This window comes from Sphingomonas sp. (genome assembly GCF_041661825.1).
In the GTDB taxonomy this organism is placed as follows: domain Bacteria; phylum Pseudomonadota; class Alphaproteobacteria; order Sphingomonadales; family Sphingomonadaceae; genus Sphingomonas.
Genome location: NZ_JBAZTU010000003.1, coordinates 443335 through 462868 on the forward strand (window position 1 = coordinate 443335; position 19534 = coordinate 462868).

Below are 19534 nucleotides of genomic sequence, written 5' to 3' on the forward strand. Positions count from 1 at the left end.
TCATCAACTGATCACGCGCTGTGCAGCACACCACGGAACACCGGATCCTCGAGCGCGCGGCCCGTGCCCAGCGCAACGCAGGTCAACGGATCATCCGCGATCGTCACCGGCAAGCCGGTCTCGTCGCGCAGCACCTCGTCGATGCCCTTCAGGAGCGCGCCGCCGCCGGTGAGCACGATGCCCTGGTCGACGATGTCCGCCGCCAGCTCGGGCGCGGTGTTCTCCAGCGCGATGCGCACGCCTTCGACGATCTGACCGACCGGTTCCGAGAGCGCTTCCGCGATCTGGCCCTGGTTGATCTGGATTTCCTTCGGCACGCCATTGACCAGGTCGCGACCCTTGACGTGGATGGTGAGGCCGATGCCGTCGGGCGGCGGCTTCGCCACGCCGACTTCCTGCTTGATGCGCTCCGCGGTGGAATCGCCGATCAGCAGGTTATGGTTGCGGCGGACGTACGAAACGATCGCTTCGTCCATCTTGTCGCCGCCGACACGGACCGATGTGGTGTAGGCGAGGCCGCGCAGCGAGAGCACCGCGACTTCGGTCGTGCCGCCGCCGATATCGACGACCATCGAGCCGATCGGCTCGGTGACGGGCATGTCGGCACCGATCGCGGCCGCCATCGGCTCCTCGATCAGCCACACCTGCGAGGCGCCGGCGTTGGAGGCGGCGTCGCGGATCGCGCGGCGCTCGACCGACGTCGAGCCCGACGGCACGCAGATCACGATCTGCGGCCAGCGCATGAAGCGCCGCTGCCCGCCATGCACCTTGTGGATGAAGTGCTTGATCATCTGCTCGGCGACATCGATGTCGGCGATGACACCGTCGCGCAGCGGGCGGATCGCCTGGATGCTGTCGGGGGTCTTGCCCATCATCAGCTTGGCGTCGTCGCCCACTGCCTTGACGCGCTTGACGCCGTTGATCGTCTCGACGGCGACGACGGACGGCTCATTGAGGACGATCCCGCGTCCGCGCAGATAGACGACCGTGTTCGCGGTCCCGAGGTCGATCGCCATATCGTGCGACATGAGTCTGAAGAAACGCGAGAAGAAGGCCATTTATCGTTCCGTTCCAGGCCGGCCGCTTTACGGTCCGGCAGTTCGCACTGTCCGCTCGCAACACCTATGATGGCCCGGCCAGAGTGGGAAATTCCACGCTCTGTTTGCCGAGTAGATGCGGGTCGCGGGATGCCGTCGCTTGGGCTACAGCCACATCCATGTCAATACGCCGTCTGCCCGAACATCTCGTCAATCGTATCGCCGCCGGTGAAGTGGTGGAACGCCCCGCCAGCGCGTTGAAGGAACTGGTGGAAAACGCGATCGACGCAGGGGCGCGCCGGATCGCGATTCGTCTCGTGAGCGGCGGCACCGATCTGATCGAAGTGACCGACGACGGATGCGGCATGACGCCCCCCGATATGGGGCTTGCGCTGGAGCGGCACGCCACCTCCAAGCTGCCCGACGAAGCGATTGAAAACGTTGCAACGTTGGGATTTCGCGGCGAGGCGTTGCCCTCGATCGCGAGCGTGGCGCGCCTGACCCTGGAAAGCCGGGTGCGCGGGGCGGAAGGCTGGTCGCGCGTGGTCGACAACGGCGTGCTGGTGTCGGAGGGGCCCGCGGCGATTCCCCCGGGTACGCGGGTGCGGGTCGAGGCGCTGTTCGAGCGGGTGCCGGCGCGGCGCAAGTTCCTGCGATCGGCGCGGTCGGAATATGCCGCGAGCCTCGATGTGGTGCGCAGGCTCGCCATGGCGCGGCCGGATATCGCCTTCAGCCTCGAGCATGACGGCCGCCGGTCTCTGTCGGTGCCGGCGGGTGAGAGCCTGCCCGACCGGGTCGCCGCGCTGACCGACCGGGCGCTGATCGAAAACGGCGTCCCGATCGACCTGGAACGCGAGGGGCTGAAGCTCGGCGGGGTCGCAGGATTGCCGACGTTCAACCGCGGTGTGGCGGACCATCAATATCTGTTCGTCAACGGCCGGCCGGTGAAGGACCGGCTGCTCGTCGGCGCAGTGCGCGGCGCTTATGCCGAACTGCTCGCGCGCGACCGGCATGCCGTGGTGGCGCTGTTCCTCGAGGTGCCGGCCGATATGGTCGATGTGAACGTCCACCCCGCCAAGACCGAGGTGCGCTTCCGCGAGCCGGCGATGGTGCGCGGCATGATCGTCAGCGGACTGAAGCGCGCGCTCGACGAGGCGGGGCATCGCAGCGTGCAGCGGCCATCCGAGACGGCGCTGGCGGCCTGGACTCAGGAACCGATGGCACCCGCATCGCCGCAGCTCTGGGAAGACCGGCAATGGGACAGCCGCCCGGGCGCCGGCCAGCATGCGGTGTTCGAACGCCGCCCGAACTTCATCGCCCCGCCCATGGCGCGGGCCGAGCCGGCTTACGCCCCACCGCCCGAGACGGTGTCCTTCCCGCTCGGCGTGGCGCGCGGGCAGGTCGCCAAGACCTATATCGTCGCTGAAGCGGAGGATGGGCTGGTGCTGGTCGACCAGCATGCCGCGCATGAGCGCCTGGTGCTCGAGCGGATGCGCAAGGCGATGGCCAATGGCGGCGTCGCGGCGCAGGCGCTGCTGCTGCCCGAAGTGATCGAGCTGGACGAGCCGGCCTGCGACCGGCTGGAGGCACGCGCCGCGGAGCTGACTGAATTCGGGCTCGACCTGGAGCGGTTCGGGCCACGCGCGATGCTGGTGCGCAGCGTGCCGGCGATGCTTGGGCAGAGCGATGTCACCGGCCTGGTCACCGACCTTGCCGACGAACTGGCCGCGTTCGACGAGGCGCTGAGCCTGAAGGAACGGCTCGACCATGTCGCGGCGACCATGGCCTGCCACGGATCGGTGCGGGCAGGGCGCATCCTCTCGGTCACCGAGATGAACGCGTTGCTCCGCGAGATGGAGATCACTCCCCATTCGGGCCAGTGCAACCATGGCCGCCCGACCTGGGTGAAGCTGGCGCATGGCGATATCGAGAAGCTGTTCGGGCGGAAGTGAGGCGTTGCGATCGGAAGTAATCGTGCCGGAATAGTGCGAGATTCGTTCAGTATTCGACCGAATGTGAGAGTCGATCAACGCTATCAATCGCGTTGCGTTATTTTCAGCCGGCGCGGCTGTCAGGCTATCGCTTCCGACATCGGTGCGTATGGCGCGCAACACGCAATCGAATAGATTGACGGGCAATATTTCGCAGTTTCTTACACAATGTGAGAGTCGCTTAAGTAATACTGTCGCTATCTTGGAGGCTAGTTGAGCTTCTGAGATCGGTGTCATCATGTCATGGCCTTCGGAATCGCGAGCCGCATCTCGGGGGCAGGCATGATATCCAACGGGGGGATATGTTGAATCGAGGGAGGCCGGATCGTGTGCAGGGAGGTCGACCCTGTCCGGCGGGAACCGATCGGGCCGATAGCGCGCGATTTTCCCGATCTCGATCCTGCCAATGGCCGAAAACGCGTGGATCAGAAAAAAGGGGGCGGAGTGAATTGTAGCGCGCTACGGTGGGCCCGGTCGATACTTCACTCTGATCCCTTTTCTGGTTTGAACGGTTCGCCGACCTGGCCGGCGAACCGATGTGAGGGTAGGACGGACGCCGATCGGTCGGGCAAGAGGGGGCGGCGTGTCGACGTTGGGGGAACTCTGGCGGGCCATCCGCGACGCCCACAGGATGCGAAAGGCCGGCATCGAGCCGGAACGCCGCTACCGCCCGACCTGCCACCGCGCGCTTCCGCGCCCGGCCTGGCTGAGAAACGCGGCTGAGCTAGAGGCATTGATCGAGCGAACCGGATTTACCGCGTCGGCGCGCGACATCCGTCGCCGGGCCGAGCCCTGTCTTTACATCTTCGAGGAGGACAGGGCGCTTGACTCGCCGGTCGGCGCGACCCGGTTCGGCGGCCTGCCCGACTTGCCGCCCGACATGCCGTGGCCGGACGTCGGCGGGAATCCCCTGCGCTTCTATGCGCAAATCGATCTGTCCGACCTTGCGGGAACCGTCATCGCCGACCGGCTGCCCGGATCGGGCCTATTGTCCTTCTTCGTGAGCCCGCTCGATCTCGATCCCGACCTGATCGTCGTTGTCGTCCCGCTGGTTCCTGACGGTGCGCCATTGGTGCGGCGCCTACCGCCAGCCGATTGCGCGCAATTCGCTTATCCGACCATCGTGACGCTGGATCCCGTTTCGGTCGTGTTCGAGCCGGGGCTGTCCTTTCCGATCTTCGATTTGCGGTGGCTGGAAGAACTCGAGCGCGCCAATCCCGATGGCGATATCGACGCGTTGATGGGGGGTCTTGGATCGGCGGTCCGCGTCTTGGGGCAGATGCTGGGGTATCCGAGCTGGACCTCGGACGATTTGCGCGAGGAGATGTATTTCGAGGAGATCGGCCGTCCTGGTGCGCAAAGCCTCCGACTCTGGACCAGCTGGGATGACTGGGAGCAGGCAAAGACGATCAGCTCCAAGTCGCGTGGCGGCACGATCTACCGGCCGTGGCAGGCGAAGGACGACGCGAACATGCGCTGGATCCTGGAGAACGAGGCCGAGATCACCGAGGGTGTCGAGCAGTGGCGCGCGCTGCTGAGCATCGAATCCAACGCTGGCATGAACCTCTGGATCAATGACGCCAACGCGATTTATTTCCTGACACGTGCCGAGCGCCTGCGCGAAGGCGATTTTTCAGCCGTTCGCGCGACGACGACCCAGAGCTGATCGCGACGTGGTTCAACGCTGGACGCACAGCCGGGTCTGACGCATCCTGCTTCGCGGGGAGCGGGGAGGGTGCGATGTATCTGGCGGTTGTTCTACTGACCATGCTCGTGCTGCCGGTGGGCTCGATGCTCGCCGAGCATCTTCACGGCCCGGCACCGTGGCTGCTGCTTGCGGGAAAATGGTTCGTGTTCTGGAGCGTCGGCGTCCGCCTGATGCTCGCCGGGGTGCGCCAGTTCGCCCAGCCGTCCTTCACCGCCGAACAGATCTTCGGCACGAAGAGCCCCGATGTGCTCCCGCTCATCCGCGAGCTTGGCATCGCCAATGTCGCGACCGGGGTGGTCGGCCTGCTATCGCTCTGGATGCCGAGCTTCACCCTGCCAGTGGCGATCAGCGCCGGCATTTTCTACGGGGTGGCGGGCGTACGGCACGCGCTCGAGCCGCATCGATCGGCCAATGAGACGATCGCGATGGTCAGCGACTTGTTCGTTTTCGTTGTGCTCGCTGTCTATGTCGGCGGGACACTGCCCCATTTTCTCCCGTAAATCCCTCTCCCAGCGGGAAAGGGAAGGAGCCGCTTCAGCGGCGGAAGGGTGAGGGCGAATTGCGTGGTCACCCTCACCCCTTGACGCATTCGCGTCTCGACCCTCTCCCGGTGGGAGAGGGTTTGGTCGCGTCGCTCTCGCTGCAACAAAGTGACGGAAATGCGACACGATCCGCGCCAACCGGCTTTCGTTCTGAGGATCAAACGCCTACATCGCCCGTCCCATGTCCCGCCCCAAGCCCCCTGTCTTCGAGAAAACCAAGATCGTCGCCGAGAACCGGCGGGCGCGGTTCGATTATGCCATCGACACCGTCTACGAGGCGGGCATCGCGCTGACCGGTACCGAGGTGAAGTCGCTGCGCAGCGGCACCGGCTCGATCGCCGAGAGCTATGCCGAGGTGAAGGACGGGCAGGTCTGGCTGATCAATTCCAACGTGCCCGAATTCAGCCATGGCAACCGATTCAATCACGAGCCGAAGCGTGCCCGTAAATTGCTCCTTCATGAGCGCGAGATAAACAAGATGCACGGCGCGGTGGCGCGCGAGGGCATGACCCTGGTGCCGCTGATGATCTACTTCAATTCGAAGGGTCGCGCCAAGGTGGAGCTCGCGTTGGCGAAGGGGAAGAAGGATCACGACAAGCGCGCGACGATCAAGGAGCGCGACTGGAAGCGCGAGCAGGGGAGGATCATGCGTGATCGTGGCTGAGCAGCCTGGCCTTTTCGCACGCGTCGCCGGCTGGTGGCAGCGTACCATGCCGACGCGCGAGAGCATGGAGCAGAACCGCCTGCTTCGGCCCGTGGCGCACCGCGTGCTCGCCCCCGAACTGTGGCGCTTTACCCGTCGTTCCGTGCCGCGCGGCGTCGCGCTGGGCATGGTCACGGGCATTCTCTTCCCCGTGGCGCAGATCGCCTTTTCGGCAGTGCTCGCGCTCCCCACGCGCGCCAATATCCCGGTTGCGGCGGCGATGACCTTCATCACCAACCCCTTCACGACGCCATTCCTCTGGGTTGCGGCCTATTGGGTCGGCAACCAGATACTGCATTTCGACGCGCAGGTGCCAGGATCCCCGATCGCGACTCAGGTGGCGGCCAATTCCGACTGGCTGCACTGGCTGTTCGCCGTCGCCGGGCCGGCGACGATCGTCGGCCTGTTCATCATCACCCTGACGCTGGCGGTCCTGGGCTATGCCGCCGCGGCGCTCGGCTGGCGCTGGTGGATCGTGCGCAAATGGCGGCGCCGGGGACACGCTCGGCCGAAATAACGCGCCGCCTGCTGCGCTGAAATTGACTGAGCGTGTTATCGACTTAGAACACGGGCGCATCTCCCTCCTTTTCAGGATGCGACATGCGCCGATCACCTTTTGCCGTTCTTCTCCTTTCCGCGACGATGCTGGCCGGCCTCGCCGCGGCAAACCCTACGCCGCAACCCCAGGCAACCGCCGCGGCAGCGCCGGCGGCCAAACCCGCCTTTGGCGATTTCGGCGTCGACGAGGCCGGGATGGACAAGGCGATTCTGCCGGGCAACGACTTCTACGGCTATGTGAACGGCATCTGGGAGAAGAACACGCCGATCCCCGCCGACAAGGCGAATTACGGCGCGTTCGACGGGCTGCAGGACATGTCGCGCGAGCGGACCCATGAGATCCTCGAGGCAGAGAAGGTCAGGGCGGACTCGAAGATCGGCGCTGCCTATGCCGCCTATCTCGATACCGCGACGATCGAAGCGAAGGGCCTGACGCCGATCAAGCCCTGGCTCGACCGGATCAAGGGGCTGAAATCAAAGTCGGGTTATGCCGCACTCGTCGCCGAGGCGGATGTCAACGGCGTCGCCGTGCCCTTCCTCGCCGGGGTCGGCCAGGATGCCAAGGACCCCGAACATTACGCGCTGCAGATGCGCCAGGGCGGCCTGGCGCTCGACCGCGATTATTATCTCGCGACGGAGGGCAAGCTCGCCGAGGCGAAGGCGGCCTATCAGGTGCATATCGCCAAGATGTTCACCCTGGCGGGCGAGCCCGACGCCGCGGCGCGGGCGAAAGCGATCGTCGATTTCGAGACGGCGATCGCGACGGTGAGCTGGAGCAACATCGAGAATCGCGACGCCAACAAGACCTATAACAAGATGCCGGTCGCGAGCCTGAAGAAGATCGCCCCCGGCTTCGATTTTGCCGCCTATTTCAAGGGGGTCGGCACGCCGGTCGATACCGTGATCGTGGCGCAACCGACCGCCATTGCGGGAATCGCGAAACTGATCGCCCAGGCGCCGATCGGCGTGCTGCGCGACCAGCTGCTGCTGCGCTCGCTCGACGGCTATTCCGCGGTGCTGCCCAAGGCGTTCGACGACGAGCGCTTCGCGATGTTCGGCACGGTCATTTCCGGGACGCCGGAACAACCAGACCGCTGGAAGCGCGCGGTCGACCACACCAGCGGGATCCTGACCGACGACGTCAGCAAACTCTATGTCGCGAAATATTTCCCGCCCGAGACCAAGGCCGCGGCCGACGCGATGGTCAAGAACATCATTGCCGCGATGGGCGCGCGGATCGACAAGCTCGACTGGATGACGCCGGAGACCAAGGTCAAGGCGCATGCCAAGCTGGCCGCCTTCACCCCCCGGATCGGCTATCCGAGCCAGTGGCGGGACTATTCGGCGCTGAAGATCGTGCCCGGCGACGCTTTCGGCAATGCGCTGCGCGCCAACCAATGGGCGCATGAGTACAACATCCAGAAGCTCGGCAAGCCGATCTATCGCTGGGAATGGGGCCTGGCCCCGATGACGGTGAACGCCCAGGCCAATCCGACGCTGGTCGCGATCACTTTCCCGGCCGCGATCCTGCAGCCGCCCTTTTTCGACCCGAAGGCCGACCCCGCGGTCAATTATGGCGGCATCGGCGCCGTGATCGGGCATGAGATGAGCCATCATTTCGACGACCAGGGTGCGAGCTTCGATCTGCACGGACGACTCACCGAATGGTGGTCGCCGCAGGATGTGGAGAATTTCAACAAGCGCACCGATGCGCTCGTCGCCGAATATGACGCCTATGAGCCGCTGCCGGGCATGAAGCTGAAGGGCAAGCTGACACTGGGCGAGAATACCGCCGATCTCGCCGGGCTGAGCGCCGCGTACGACGCCTATCACGCCTCGCTGGACGGCAAGCCGGCGCCGGTGATCAACGGCTATACCGGCGACCAGCGATTCTATCTGGGCTGGGCGCAGGTCTGGCGGCGCAGTTACCGCGAAGCGGACATGCGCAACCGGCTGCTGACCGATTTTCATGCACCCTCGCAACAGCGCGCCTGGATCGTGCGCAATCTCGATCCCTGGTATGACGCGTTCCAGCCCAAGCCGGGCGAGAAACTCTATCTGACGCCGGAACAACGCGTTCGCATCTGGTGAAATTCCCTCTCCCGTCGGGAGAGGGAGGGAACAGCGAAGCTGCGGAAGGGTGAGGGTGAAGAAACTGTCACGAGCTTCGCCCTCACCCCGCGCCGCTACGCGGCTTGCCCCTCTCCCGCTGGGAGAGGGGTGAAAAGCTGCCCTTAGCCCTTGACGCCTCGCTCGTGCGGCCCAAGACAAACCGCGATGGCCAGTCTTCCCGTTTCCTCCGCATCGACGCTCTCGCCCGCCCGCGGTGCCGCGCTGATCGCCGGCGCGTGCGGGCTGGTCTCGGCGTTGGTGATCCTTGCCGTGGTCGGTAATCTTCCGGTCGCTGCCGGGTTCCTGGCGACCGCCCTGGTGATCGCCGGCGCGCTGCTGCTGTTCCGCCGGCTCTTCCCGGCCGGCCGGGCCGATGCTGCCGAGCCCGATTGGAGCGTCGCCCGCGCGCTGGCCGCGAGTAGCCCGGAAGCGGTGGCGATCACCGACCGCGCCGGGCGGCTGGTCTGCGCCAATGACCGCTATGAAACCCTGTTCGCCGGTTTCCCGACTCCGCCGGCCTTGCCGGTAGATGAGGCGGGGATCAGCGACCTCGGAGCCGCCGGCCGCACCGCCTGGCGCGATGGCGCGGCCTCGGTCGGCCGGCTGCTCGCGCGCGGCATGCCGCTCAGGGCCGAAATCGAGCGGGCAGGGGCTGACGACGATCTGCTCGTCTGGCGCTTCCGCGGAGTCGAGGCGCTCGATCTCGCGACGACCGTCGAGGGCGTGATCGGCGGGCCGACCGGCGACCGGCTCGCCGCGGCCGGCATCATGGCCGCTTTGATCGGCCCCGACGGCCGGATCCGCGCGGCGAATCGAGTCCTGCGTGCCCGGGCGATGGGGCATGAGGAAGGCGCCGTCGCGGGCCGCGATTTCGCGCGCTTCCTGATCACCGACAGCCATGGACTGGTGCGGTTCGAGCGCGAGGGGCTGACCGGCAGTCCCTTGCGCGTGCTGCAGGTGCCGTTCCTCGACGGCGACGACGCGCCGATGCTGGTGGTGATGCTCGACGAGGAAGGCGGGGCGAGCGAGCCGGCGATCGGCGCGAGCGCCAGCGCGCATGTGCGCAGCCTCGTCTCGCTGATGCCGTTCGGCATGGCGCTGGTCGATCGCGACGGCCGCTTCCTGCAGATGAACGACGCCTTCGCCCGCGCCGCGCAGGTCGATGCCGGATCGCCGCCGCTCTATCCGGGCGATCTGCTGGTCAAGGAGGACAAGGGCGTCGTCGCCGATGCGATCCGCCGCTTCGCCAATGGCGCGACTCATTCGACCGATCTCGCGGTGCGGCTGAAGGACCATCCCGACGAGCCGGTCGCGCTGTCGATCGCCGGTGCGCGCGGGCTGGGCGATGCGGCGGTGCTGCTCAGCCTGAAGGACAACAGCGAGGAGACGCGGCTGAAGCGCGAAGTCGCGCAGGCGACCAAGATGCAGGCGGTCGGCCAGCTCGCCGGCGGCGTCGCGCATGATTTCAACAATATCCTGACCGCTATCATCGGGCACTGCGACCTGATGCTGATGCGCCATTCGCCCGGCGACAGCGATTATGACGACATCCAGCAGATCCGCGCCAATTCGAACCGCGCGGCGAGCCTGACGCGGCAGCTGCTCGCCTTTTCGCGCCAGCAGACGCTGGTGCCGCAGGTGCTTCAGCTGCCCGACGTGATCTCCGAAGTGTCGCAGCTGCTCAAGCGCCTGCTCGGCGAGACGGTGACGCTCACGGTGAAGCATGGCCGCAACCTCGGCCCGGTGCGCGCCGATCCGGGGCAGCTCGAACAGGTCGTGGTCAATCTCGCGGTCAATGCGCGCGATGCGATGCTGGCGAAGGATCCCCGCGGCGGCGGCACGCTCTCGATCCAGACCATGGCGGTGACCGCAGTCGATGTGCGGCGCATGGGATCCGACATCCTGCCGATCGCCGATTATATCGCGCTCGAAGTGGCCGATACCGGCGGCGGCATTCCGGTGGAGATATTGCCCAAGATCTTCGAGCCCTTCTTCACCACCAAGGAAGTGGGCAAGGGCACGGGGCTCGGCCTGTCGACCGTCTATGGCATCGTCAAGCAATCGGGCGGGTATATCTTCGCCGACAATCGCGACCAGGGCGCAGTCTTCACCATTTACCTGCCCGTCCACACCGCGCCGCAGCCGGCCAAGGCGGCAACACCCGCCAAGAGCAGGGACAAGCCGACCGATCTCTGGGGCACCGGCACGATCCTGCTGGTCGAGGACGAGGACATGGTGCGCGCGGTCGCCGAGCGGGCATTGGCGCGGCAGGGCTATACCGTGCTGACCGCGGAGAATGGCGAGGTCGCGCTCGACCTGCTGGCGCGCAACGAGCGGCCCGACCTGCTGATCTCCGACGTGGTGATGCCGGTGATGGATGGGCCGACCATGGTCCGCCAGGTCCGGTCGCGCTATCCCGACCTGCCGATCCTGTTCATGTCGGGCTATGCCGAGGAGCAATTGCGCAAGTCTATCGACCTCGACAATGTCTCCTTCCTGGCCAAACCCTTCTCGGTTCAACAACTTGCCGAGGCCGCGCGGGACGTGCTGGCCGCGAAATGACTTGGCGATAACGGGCGCGGACGATTATGGGGCGGTAATGAGCGGGCCGCAGAATATTCTCATCGTCGAAGACGAACCCCTGATCGCGATGATGCTCGAGGATTTCCTCGACGTCCTCGGCAAGACCATGGCCGGCACCGCCGACAATGTCGCCGACGCGCTGGCGCTGATCGAGGCGGGCGGCGTGGAGGCGGCGATCCTCGACGTGAATCTGCGTGGCGGCGAGAAGAGCTGGGCGATCGCCGATGCGCTGACGGCGCGGGGCATTCCCTATATCTTCGCGACCGGAGGCTCGACCGACAGCCTGTCGGAAGCCTATCGCGACCGACCGACCCTGCCCAAGCCCTTCACCATGGACGCGGTGTCCAAGGCGCTCGATTCGCTCGCCTAAATTCCCTCTCCCAGCGGGAGAGGGTGGCCGAGCGCAGCGAGGTCGGGTGAGGGCGACTTCTAGGGTCACCCTCACCCTTCCGCCGCTTCGCGGCTCCCTCCCTCTCCCGCCGGGAGAGGGAATTTAGGCGATCCGTTCCGGCACGGCCGCCGCATCCTCGACCAGCGACTGGGCCGGCGCGACCGCTTCCCAGGGGAACACGAACCAGTCCTTGTTGAAGGTCCGATCGATCGTGCGGGCGCGATACTCGACCTTTTGCGCCGAGCTGACATTGTCGATCAGGGTGGCGAAGCGGATGCTACCGGGCACGGCGCCGGCCCCGCTCAGGACCTCGCGCAGATGGCCGATGGTGCGGCCCGAATCGTTGATGTCGTCGAGGAACAGCAGCCGCTCGCCGGCCTGGGTGCGGCGCGCCAGCCTGGCCAGCGGCGCGTCGGCGAAATCCTTCACCTGGCTCGAATAATCGACCGACAGCATCGGCATGCCGGTCGCGTGGCTGAGATAGACCGCAGGGGCGAGGCCGCCGCGGCCGATGCCGATGATGAAATCGGGCTTCCAGTCGTCATCGGCCAGCAGCGCGGCCAGCGTGTGGACGGCGGCGACGAACTCCTCGTGCGGGATGTCGGTGAAGACGGTCATCGGCTTGCCTCCACATAAGCGTCGAGTTTGGCGAGATGCGCCGCTACCGCATCATCGGGCAGGAAGGAACCGAGGAACGAGTTGCGCGCGAGCAGCGCGAGATCGTCGCGGTCCAGACCCCGCGCGCTTGCCGCCGCGCGGTAATTGTCGGCGATATAGCCCCCGAAATAGGCCGGATCGTCGGAATTGATCGTGGCGCGCAGCCCCGCCTTCAGCATCCGGTCGATCGGGTGATTGGCCATGTCGTCGACCACGCAGAGCTTCAGGTTGGACAGCGGGCAGACCGTGAGCGTCATGCCGGTACGGGCAAGGCGCGCGGTGAGCACCGGATCCTCCAGGCTGCGATTGCCATGGTCGAGCCGGTCGATATGGAGCAGATCGAGCGCCTGATAGACATAGTCGGGCGGGCCTTCCTCGCCGGCATGCGCGACGAGGCGCAGGCCCCTGGCGCGGGCCGCGGCGAACACCCGGGCGAATTTCTCGGGGGGATGGCCGAGCTCGGACGAATCGAGCCCGACCGCGTCGATCCGGTCGAGCCAGGGCTCGGCCGCGTCGAGCGTGGCAAAGGCTGCCGCTTCGTCGAGATGGCGCAGGAAGGAGAGAATCAGCTTCGTGGTCATGCCGTGGCGGGCCTTCGCCTCGGCCATGCCGGCGAGCAGCCCCTCGATCACCGTGCCAAAGGCGATGCCGCGATCGGTATGAGTCTGGGGATCGAACATGATCTCCGCATGGACGACGCCGTCGGCCGCGGCGCGGTCGAAGTAAGCCACCGCCAGGTCGCGGAAATCCTCCTGCGCCTGCAGCACGTTCGCGCCGGCATAATAAATGTCGAGGAAATCCTGCAGCCGGGAGAAGCTGTAGGCGGCGCGCACCTCCTCCACGCTGGCATAGGGGATGGCAATATTGTTGCGCGTCGCCAGCGCGAACATCAGCTCGGGTTCGAGGCTGCCCTCGATATGGAGATGGAGCTCGGCCTTGGGCAGGCCGGCGATGAAATCCTTGGTCATGGCGCTTCATCGCGCGGGCGAGGCGGGGGAGCAAGCCGGAACAGGAGGAATCGGGTGTGAGAAGGGCTCGTTCCGCCAGCCCAGCAAAAAAGTTTGTTCCGCTCTTGTTCTTATGGAACAAACTATGTACGAGGCTTCCAACACGCATTGAATGCGTCGGCACATCGGTTTAGCGACGGAGGCTCCAATGGCGGCATCTTTGAAGGTCATCGACAACAAAATGGCAGTCTCCAACGACAAGGCGAGCTCCGAGCGCGCCAAGGCACTCGACGCGGCGCTCGCACAGATCGACCGCGCATTCGGCAAGGGGTCGGCCATGCGGCTCGGCTCCAAGGAAACCATGCAGGTCGAGGCGATTTCGACCGGCTCGCTCGGGCTCGACATCGCGCTCGGCGTCGGCGGCCTGCCGCGCGGCCGCGTGATCGAGATCTACGGGCCGGAAAGCTCGGGCAAGACGACGCTCGCGCTCCACGTGATTGCCGAAGCGCAACGGGGCGGCGGCACCGCGGCCTTCGTCGATGCCGAGCATGCACTCGACCCGGTCTATGCCAAGAAGCTCGGCGTCAACATCGACGAGCTGATCGTGTCGCAGCCCGACACCGGCGAGCAGGCGCTCGAGATCGTCGACACGCTGGTCCGTTCGAATGCGATCGACGTGCTGGTGGTCGATTCGGTCGCGGCTCTGGTGCCGCGGGCGGAAATCGAGGGCGAGATGGGCGACAGCCATGTCGGCCTTCAGGCCCGGCTGATGTCGCAGAGCTTGCGCAAGCTCACCGGCTCGATCAGCCGCTCGCGCTGCATGGTGATCTTCATCAACCAGCTCCGCATGAAGATCGGCGTGATGTACGGCAACCCCGAGACCACGACCGGCGGCAACGCGCTGAAATTCTACGCCTCGGTCCGCCTCGACATCCGCCGCACCGGCCAGATCAAGGACCGCGAGGAGATCATCGGCAACACCACCCGGGTGAAGGTCGTCAAGAACAAGGTCGCGCCGCCGTTCAAGCAGGTCGAGTTCGACATCATGTACGGCCAGGGCATCTCCAAGATCGGCGAGATTCTCGACCTTGGCGTGAAGGCCGGGCTGGTCGAGAAATCGGGCGCCTGGTTCAGCTATGACAGCGTCCGCATCGGCCAGGGCCGCGAAAATTCGAAGACCTTCCTCAAGGAAAATCCCGAAATGTCCGATCGCCTGGAAAAGGCGATCCGTGCCCGCACCGACAAGGTCGCCGAAGAGATGATGGCCGGTCCCGAGCCCGAGGACGATGACGGCGATCTCTGAGACCTGACTTCACGCGGCGTTCCCCCGTCGCAAAACCCGGAAAGGCCCGCCCGCGTCGGCGGGCCTTTCATATTGCGGGGTCTGAGATTTCGGGACCTGAGGTTTTGGGCTGGGGATTCCAGCCCTGGGGTTTGCTTTTTTGCCGTGCTGGTTCGCCCGGCGGATGCGGGATAGAGCGGTTCCAGCGTGCCTTGATCGCGCCGGCGTGGAGACAAAAGCATGACGAGCGCAAACGACTGGTCGGGCACGGTCGGCGATGTCTGGGCGGAGGAATGGCCGCAGACCGATCGCTGCCTCGCCGGGCTGGCGGTGCATCTCAACGCGGCGATCCTCGACATGGCGGCCCCGGGCAGCGCGACGATCGTCGATATCGGCTGCGGCGCGGGCGCGACGAGCCTGGCGACGGCTGCGGCACTGCCCGATCGGCGCGTGGTCGGGATCGATATCTCGTCCTCGCTGGTCGCGATCGCCACGGAACGCGCCGCCGGCCTGAGCAATCTCTCCTTCCGCTGCGGCCCGGCAGAGGATCACCTCGCCGATCTTGCGCCGGTCGACCTCATCGTTTCGCGCCACGGCGTCATGTTCTTTCCCGATCCGGTCGCGGCTTTTTCGGCGTTGCGGTCCGGGACGGTGCCTGGGGCCGGCCTGGTCTTCTCCTGTTTCCGGCCGCCCGCGCTCAACCCATGGGCAACCGAGCTCGTTTCCGCCGTCGCTGGGGACATGCCGCCGCCTCCCACAGGTTATGTGCCTGGACCTTTCGCCTTTGCCGATCCCGATTTCGTGCAGGCCACGCTTGGCGCGGCGGGATGGTCGCGGATCGACGCCAGGCCGGTCGATTTCTCCTATCGTGCCGGGCAGGGGACCGATTCGGTCGGCGACGCGCTGCGCTTCCTGCAACGTATCGGTCCGGCCGCGGCGCTGTTGCGTCAGGCGCCCGTGGAAGAGCGTGCGGCAATGCTGGCGCGCGTCGAAGCGGTCATCGCGCGCCATCGTTCCGGCGATGCCGTGGATTTCCCCGCCGCGGCGTGGTTATGGTCGGCGCACAACGACACATGAGAGAGGATCGCCCGTGACGATCATCGTCCACCATCTCGAAAACTCCCGCTCGCAGCGCGTCCTGTGGATGCTCGAGGAGCTCGGCATGCCCTATGAGGTCAAACGCTATGAGCGGAACAAGCAGACCATGCTTGCCCCGCCCGAGCTGAAACAGGTCCATCCGTTGGGCAAATCGCCGGTGATCGAGGACAGCGACGACGGGCGGATCATCGTCGAGACCGGCGCGATCATCGAGTATCTGGTCGAGAAGGCCGATGGGCAGCTCGGCCCGCAGGCGCACCGCGATTCGGTGCTCCGCTACCGCCAGTTCCTCCATTATGCGGAAGGATCGATGATGCCGCCCTTGCTGGTGAAACTCGTCGTCAATCGCATCCCCTTCCTCGGCAAGAAGGTCGCGAAGCGCATCCAGCCGATGATCGACGTGCATCTCGACTATGTCGAATCCGAGCTGGTGCAGCGCCCCTGGTTCGCGGGCGAGGAGATCAGCGGCGCCGACATCATGATGAGCTTCCCGCTCGAGGCGGCGCGCAGCCGTGCCGGGCTCGACGGTTCGCGCCCGCACACGATCGCCTGGCTCGACCGGATCCATGCCCGGCCAGCCTATCAGGCAGCGCTCGCGAATGGCGGGCCCTATGCCTATGCCTGATCGGGTTGATTCAATTTCCTGCGGGATCGTTACAGAATAGGAGTTGCTCGGAATCCTCGGGGACCGGCGCGCTCTTTCTCATTGCGATATGTCCGGATTTCCCTGTTCGGCCTGGGATTTTCCCTGTTATCCGGGTGCCAATTCCCTGTTATTGGACAACAGGGAATTGGCCTATAAAGCACTGATATTGTGGCGAAATATCGCCAGAATTTGCCGAGTAGCGCGGGAAGAATAAAAGAATTCCCTGTTAATTCCCTGTTATCGGCCCCGGAACAGGGAATTCGCCCCGCCGCTACAGCACGCCCTTTGACGGTGCGTGCGGCGGTTCCACATCGGCGGGCTCGACCGGATCGAGATCGCCCTCCCATTTCGCCACGACGCTCGCCGCGATCGCGTTGCCGACCACGTTGGTGGCGGAGCGACCCATGTCGAGGAAATGGTCGACCGCCAGGATCAGCAGCAGCCCGGCCTCGGGAATCTTGAACAGCGACAGGGTCGCCGCGATCACGACCAGGCTGGCGCGCGGCACGCCGGCAATGCCCTTCGACGTGACCATCAGCACCAGCAGCATGGTGATCTGTTCGCCGATTGAGAGATGGATGCCGTACGCCTGGGCGATGAACAGCGACGCGAAGGTCATGTACATCATCGAGCCGTCGAGGTTGAACGAATAGCCGAGCGGCAACACGAAGCTGCCGATCTTGGGGGGCACGCCGAACCGGTCGAGCGCCTCCAGCGTGCGCGGATAGGCGGCCTCGGACGAGGCAGTCGAGAAGGCGAGGATCAGCGGATCGCGGATATAGCGGACGAGCAGTGCCGTGCGCTTGCCGATGAACAGGAAGCCGATGCCGATCAGCAGCAGCCAGAGCAGCACCAGCCCGATATAGAAAGTGAGGATGAAATAGCCGAGATCGGCGAGCACGCCCGGCCCGCGTTCGGCGAGCGTGCTGGCGACGGCGGCGAACACCGCGAAGGGTGCGAACCGCATCACATAATTGGTGATCTGCAGCATCACTGCGACCAGCCCCTCGAGCGCGCGCACCAGCGGCGCGGCCTTGTCGCCGACCGCCGTGATCGCGACGCCGACGAACACCGAGAAGACCACGATCTGGATGATCTCGTTGGTCGACATCGCCTCGATCATCGAGGCGGGCACGACGTGCGTGACGAAGTCCTTCAGGTTGAAGGCAGTCTTCACAATCCCGGCATCGGCGGTCGCGGGCGGGATCGGCAGGCCGAGTCCGACGCCAGGCTGAAGCAGATTGACCAGGATCATGCCGAGGGTCAGCGACAACAGGCTGGCGCAGATGAACCAGGCAAGCGAACGCAGCCCGACCCGGCCGAGCGCCCCGGTATCGCCCATATGCGCGATGCCGACGACGAGGGTGGAGAAGACGAGCGGCGCGATGATCATCTTGATCAGGCGCAGGAACAATGTGGTGATGATCGAGAAATAGCCGGCGATCTTTTCGAGCGACGCGGCGGAAGCCGGCGTGCCGTCGTCGATCGCGAGATGCAGGCCCCAGCCCACGACAAGGCCAAGCACAAGGCCGATGATGATATAGAGCGTAAGGCGCTTGGCCATGAAGATATCCCCGGAATTTGCGGGCAGGGAAGGGGATTGCAGCGGCGCGGTCAAGCGTCTTATGTCGGCGGATGGCGATATCGAAGGAACCGCGCGCATGAGCCTGCTCCTCTTCGCCTTGCTGCAGGCAGCGCCGCTGCCCGCCCCGGAATATGCGCTTGCCGAGCAGCCCGACGGTACGGTCGGCATCGTCATCGAAACCCTGCCGGAGGCGAAGCTGGCCGAAACCGAGATCGAGCTCGATGTCGCTGCCGAGAAATATTGCGCTGACAAGAAGGCGGTCAGGGGCGAGCTGAACTACGATCAGGCAATCGACAGCAACGGCAACACCAGCCCCACCATCACCAACCTGCACGTGACCTTCCGCTGCGAAGCGGTCGCGCCGAAACCATGACCGGACCCGACACATCATGCTGATCACACGCCGCGAGATATTGGCCGGGGCCGCCGTCGCGATGCCCCTGCTCGCCACGCCATCGATCCTGCGCGCGGCGGAGCCGGATCTTTCCGCCCTGAATAATATCACCAGCGGCACGGCACCAATCGGCGCGGACGAGCGCAGGGCGCGAATCGCCCGGGCTCAGGCGCTGATGAAGGCGAACGGCATCGGCGCGGTGCTGATCGAGCCGGGTTCGTCGCTGATCTATTTCACGGGTGTGCGCTGGGGCCGCAGCGAGCGGCTGACCGCGGCCGTGCTGCCGGTCGAGGGCGATCCATGCATCGTTACCCCCTTCTTCGAGGAACCTTCGGTGCGCCAGACGCTCGGCGTGCCGGCCGAAGTACGGGTATGGCAGGAGGACGAGGATCCGCTGAGAGTCGTCGCCGGCTTCCTGAAGGACCGCAAGCTCGCCGCGCGCCCGATCGGCATCGAGGAGACGCTGCGCTATTTCGCGGTGAACGGTCTTGCAAAAGCGTTGCCGGGGGCGAAGCTCGTCTCCGCCAATCCGGTCGTGCGCGGCTGCCGCATGATCAAGACCGCGCCCGAGATCGCGCTGATGCAGACCGCGACAGATGTGACGATCGCGGCTTATCGCTGGACTCACAAGCGGATCGAGAAGGGCATGAAACCGGCCGACATCGGCGCCCTGATGAACGCGGCGACCGAAAAGCTGGGCGGCGACCCGGAATTCGCGCTGATCCTGATCGGTGAGGCGGCAGCCTATCCGCATGGCAGTCGCGCGCCGCAAGTGGTGGCCGACGGGCAGATCGTACTGATGGATTGCGGCTGTACCGTGCAGGGCTATCAGTCCGACGTCTCGCGCACCTTCGTGTTCGGCACCACGAACGCCGAGCAGCGCACGGTCTGGGATCATGTCCATCAGGGGCAGGCGACCGCCTTTGCCGCGGCAAAACTGGGTGCGCCGGCAGGCAGCGTCGATGACGCGGTGCGCCGGCTCTATGAGAGCCTGGGTTATGGCCCGCGCTACAAGCTGCCGGGCCTGTCGCACCGTACCGGCCATGGCATCGGGCTGGACGGGCATGAGCCAGTCAACCTGGTCCATGGCGAGACGATGCCGCTGGCGCCCGGCATGTGCTTCTCCGACGAGCCGGGGCTGTATCTGCCGGGCAAGTTCGGGGTTCGGCTGGAGGATTGTTTCCACATGACCGAGGCCGGGCCGAAATGGTTCAGCGTGCCGCCGCCCTCGATCGAGCAGCCGTTCGGGTAAGTCCCGAGTTCATGAAAAGACAAAACCCTCTCCTCCGTTCGTTTCGAG

General features: G+C 65.5%; 17 protein-coding genes. 13 read left to right on the forward strand and 4 right to left on the reverse strand.

Features of this window, described 5'->3' with window-relative positions; genetic code table 11:
* Positions 1-11: 11 nt before the first annotated feature.
* On the reverse strand, positions 12-1058 hold the full coding sequence (locus tag WC729_RS15015; protein ID WP_372854148.1) for a rod shape-determining protein: 1047 nt from the start codon (positions 1056-1058) through the stop codon (positions 12-14).
* Positions 1059-1216: 158 nt separating this feature from the next.
* On the opposite strand from WC729_RS15015, the gene mutL reads away from it, so the two are divergent.
* The 8 genes from mutL to WC729_RS15055 all read left to right on the forward strand — a co-directional run bounded on the left by mutL (position 1217) and on the right by WC729_RS15055 (position 11604).
* Positions 1217-2989, forward strand: coding sequence for a DNA mismatch repair endonuclease MutL (gene mutL, locus WC729_RS15020; RefSeq protein ID WP_372854150.1), 1773 nt, complete (start codon positions 1217-1219; stop codon positions 2987-2989).
* Between the two features lie 670 nt (positions 2990-3659).
* The gene (locus WC729_RS15025; RefSeq protein ID WP_372854152.1) at positions 3660-4694 is read left to right on the forward strand and encodes a DUF1963 domain-containing protein; all 1035 of its coding nucleotides are present in this window, start codon (positions 3660-3662) and stop codon (positions 4692-4694) included.
* 74 nt (positions 4695-4768) lie between these two features.
* Positions 4769-5236 (forward strand): DUF6790 family protein, encoded by a 468-nt coding sequence (locus tag WC729_RS15030; RefSeq protein WP_372854154.1) that lies wholly within the window; start codon positions 4769-4771, stop codon positions 5234-5236.
* A gap of 223 nt (positions 5237-5459) precedes the next feature.
* Entirely contained in the window at positions 5460-5942 is a 483-nt protein-coding gene (gene smpB, locus WC729_RS15035) for an SsrA-binding protein SmpB (RefSeq protein WP_372854156.1), read from the forward strand.
* A gap of 46 nt (positions 5943-5988) precedes the next feature.
* The gene (locus WC729_RS15040; protein WP_372855456.1) at positions 5989-6498 is read left to right on the forward strand and encodes a DUF2062 domain-containing protein; all 510 of its coding nucleotides are present in this window, start codon (positions 5989-5991) and stop codon (positions 6496-6498) included.
* Between the two features lie 83 nt (positions 6499-6581).
* Complete coding sequence (locus tag WC729_RS15045; RefSeq protein ID WP_372854158.1) at positions 6582-8630, forward strand: M13 family metallopeptidase; 2049 nt, start codon at positions 6582-6584, stop codon at positions 8628-8630.
* Positions 8631-8816: 186 nt separating this feature from the next.
* Complete coding sequence (locus WC729_RS15050) at positions 8817-11213, forward strand: response regulator (protein ID WP_372854160.1); 2397 nt, start codon at positions 8817-8819, stop codon at positions 11211-11213.
* Between the two features lie 37 nt (positions 11214-11250).
* A complete protein-coding gene (locus WC729_RS15055; RefSeq protein ID WP_372855458.1) occupies positions 11251-11604 on the forward strand; it encodes a response regulator in 354 nt (117 codons plus the stop codon).
* A 123-nt stretch (positions 11605-11727) separates the two neighbouring features.
* On the opposite strand, the gene WC729_RS15060 is transcribed toward WC729_RS15055, so the two are convergent.
* Both WC729_RS15060 and WC729_RS15065 read right to left on the reverse strand, forming a co-directional pair.
* Positions 11728-12243 (reverse strand): phosphoribosyltransferase, encoded by a 516-nt coding sequence (locus tag WC729_RS15060; protein ID WP_372854162.1) that lies wholly within the window; start codon positions 12241-12243, stop codon positions 11728-11730.
* A complete protein-coding gene (locus WC729_RS15065) occupies positions 12240-13250 on the reverse strand; it encodes an adenosine deaminase (protein ID WP_372854164.1) in 1011 nt (336 codons plus the stop codon). The genes WC729_RS15060 and WC729_RS15065 overlap by 4 nt, the downstream gene beginning before the upstream one ends.
* Positions 13251-13437: 187 nt before the next feature.
* Here WC729_RS15065 and recA point away from each other — a divergent pair, with 187 nt between their 5' ends.
* The 3 genes from recA to WC729_RS15080 all read left to right on the forward strand — a co-directional run bounded on the left by recA (position 13438) and on the right by WC729_RS15080 (position 16234).
* Positions 13438-14532 (forward strand): recombinase RecA, encoded by a 1095-nt coding sequence (gene recA, locus WC729_RS15070; protein ID WP_372854166.1) that lies wholly within the window; start codon positions 13438-13440, stop codon positions 14530-14532.
* 219 nt (positions 14533-14751) lie between these two features.
* The gene (locus tag WC729_RS15075; protein WP_372854168.1) at positions 14752-15588 is read left to right on the forward strand and encodes a class I SAM-dependent methyltransferase; all 837 of its coding nucleotides are present in this window, start codon (positions 14752-14754) and stop codon (positions 15586-15588) included.
* 13 nt (positions 15589-15601) lie between these two features.
* Positions 15602-16234 (forward strand): glutathione S-transferase family protein, encoded by a 633-nt coding sequence (locus WC729_RS15080; RefSeq protein WP_372854170.1) that lies wholly within the window; start codon positions 15602-15604, stop codon positions 16232-16234.
* Positions 16235-16526: 292 nt separating this feature from the next.
* Here WC729_RS15080 and WC729_RS15085 read toward each other — a convergent pair whose 3' ends face one another.
* Positions 16527-17819: a dicarboxylate/amino acid:cation symporter gene (locus tag WC729_RS15085; protein ID WP_372854172.1), complete on the reverse strand. Its 1293-nt coding sequence runs from the start codon at positions 17817-17819 to the stop codon at positions 16527-16529.
* A gap of 97 nt (positions 17820-17916) precedes the next feature.
* On the opposite strand from WC729_RS15085, the gene WC729_RS15090 reads away from it, so the two are divergent.
* Both WC729_RS15090 and WC729_RS15095 read left to right on the forward strand, forming a co-directional pair.
* Positions 17917-18213: a hypothetical protein gene (locus tag WC729_RS15090; RefSeq protein WP_372854174.1), complete on the forward strand. Its 297-nt coding sequence runs from the start codon at positions 17917-17919 to the stop codon at positions 18211-18213.
* 16 nt (positions 18214-18229) lie between these two features.
* Positions 18230-19486, forward strand: coding sequence for a M24 family metallopeptidase (locus tag WC729_RS15095; protein WP_372854176.1), 1257 nt, complete (start codon positions 18230-18232; stop codon positions 19484-19486).
* Positions 19487-19534 lie beyond the last annotated feature (48 nt).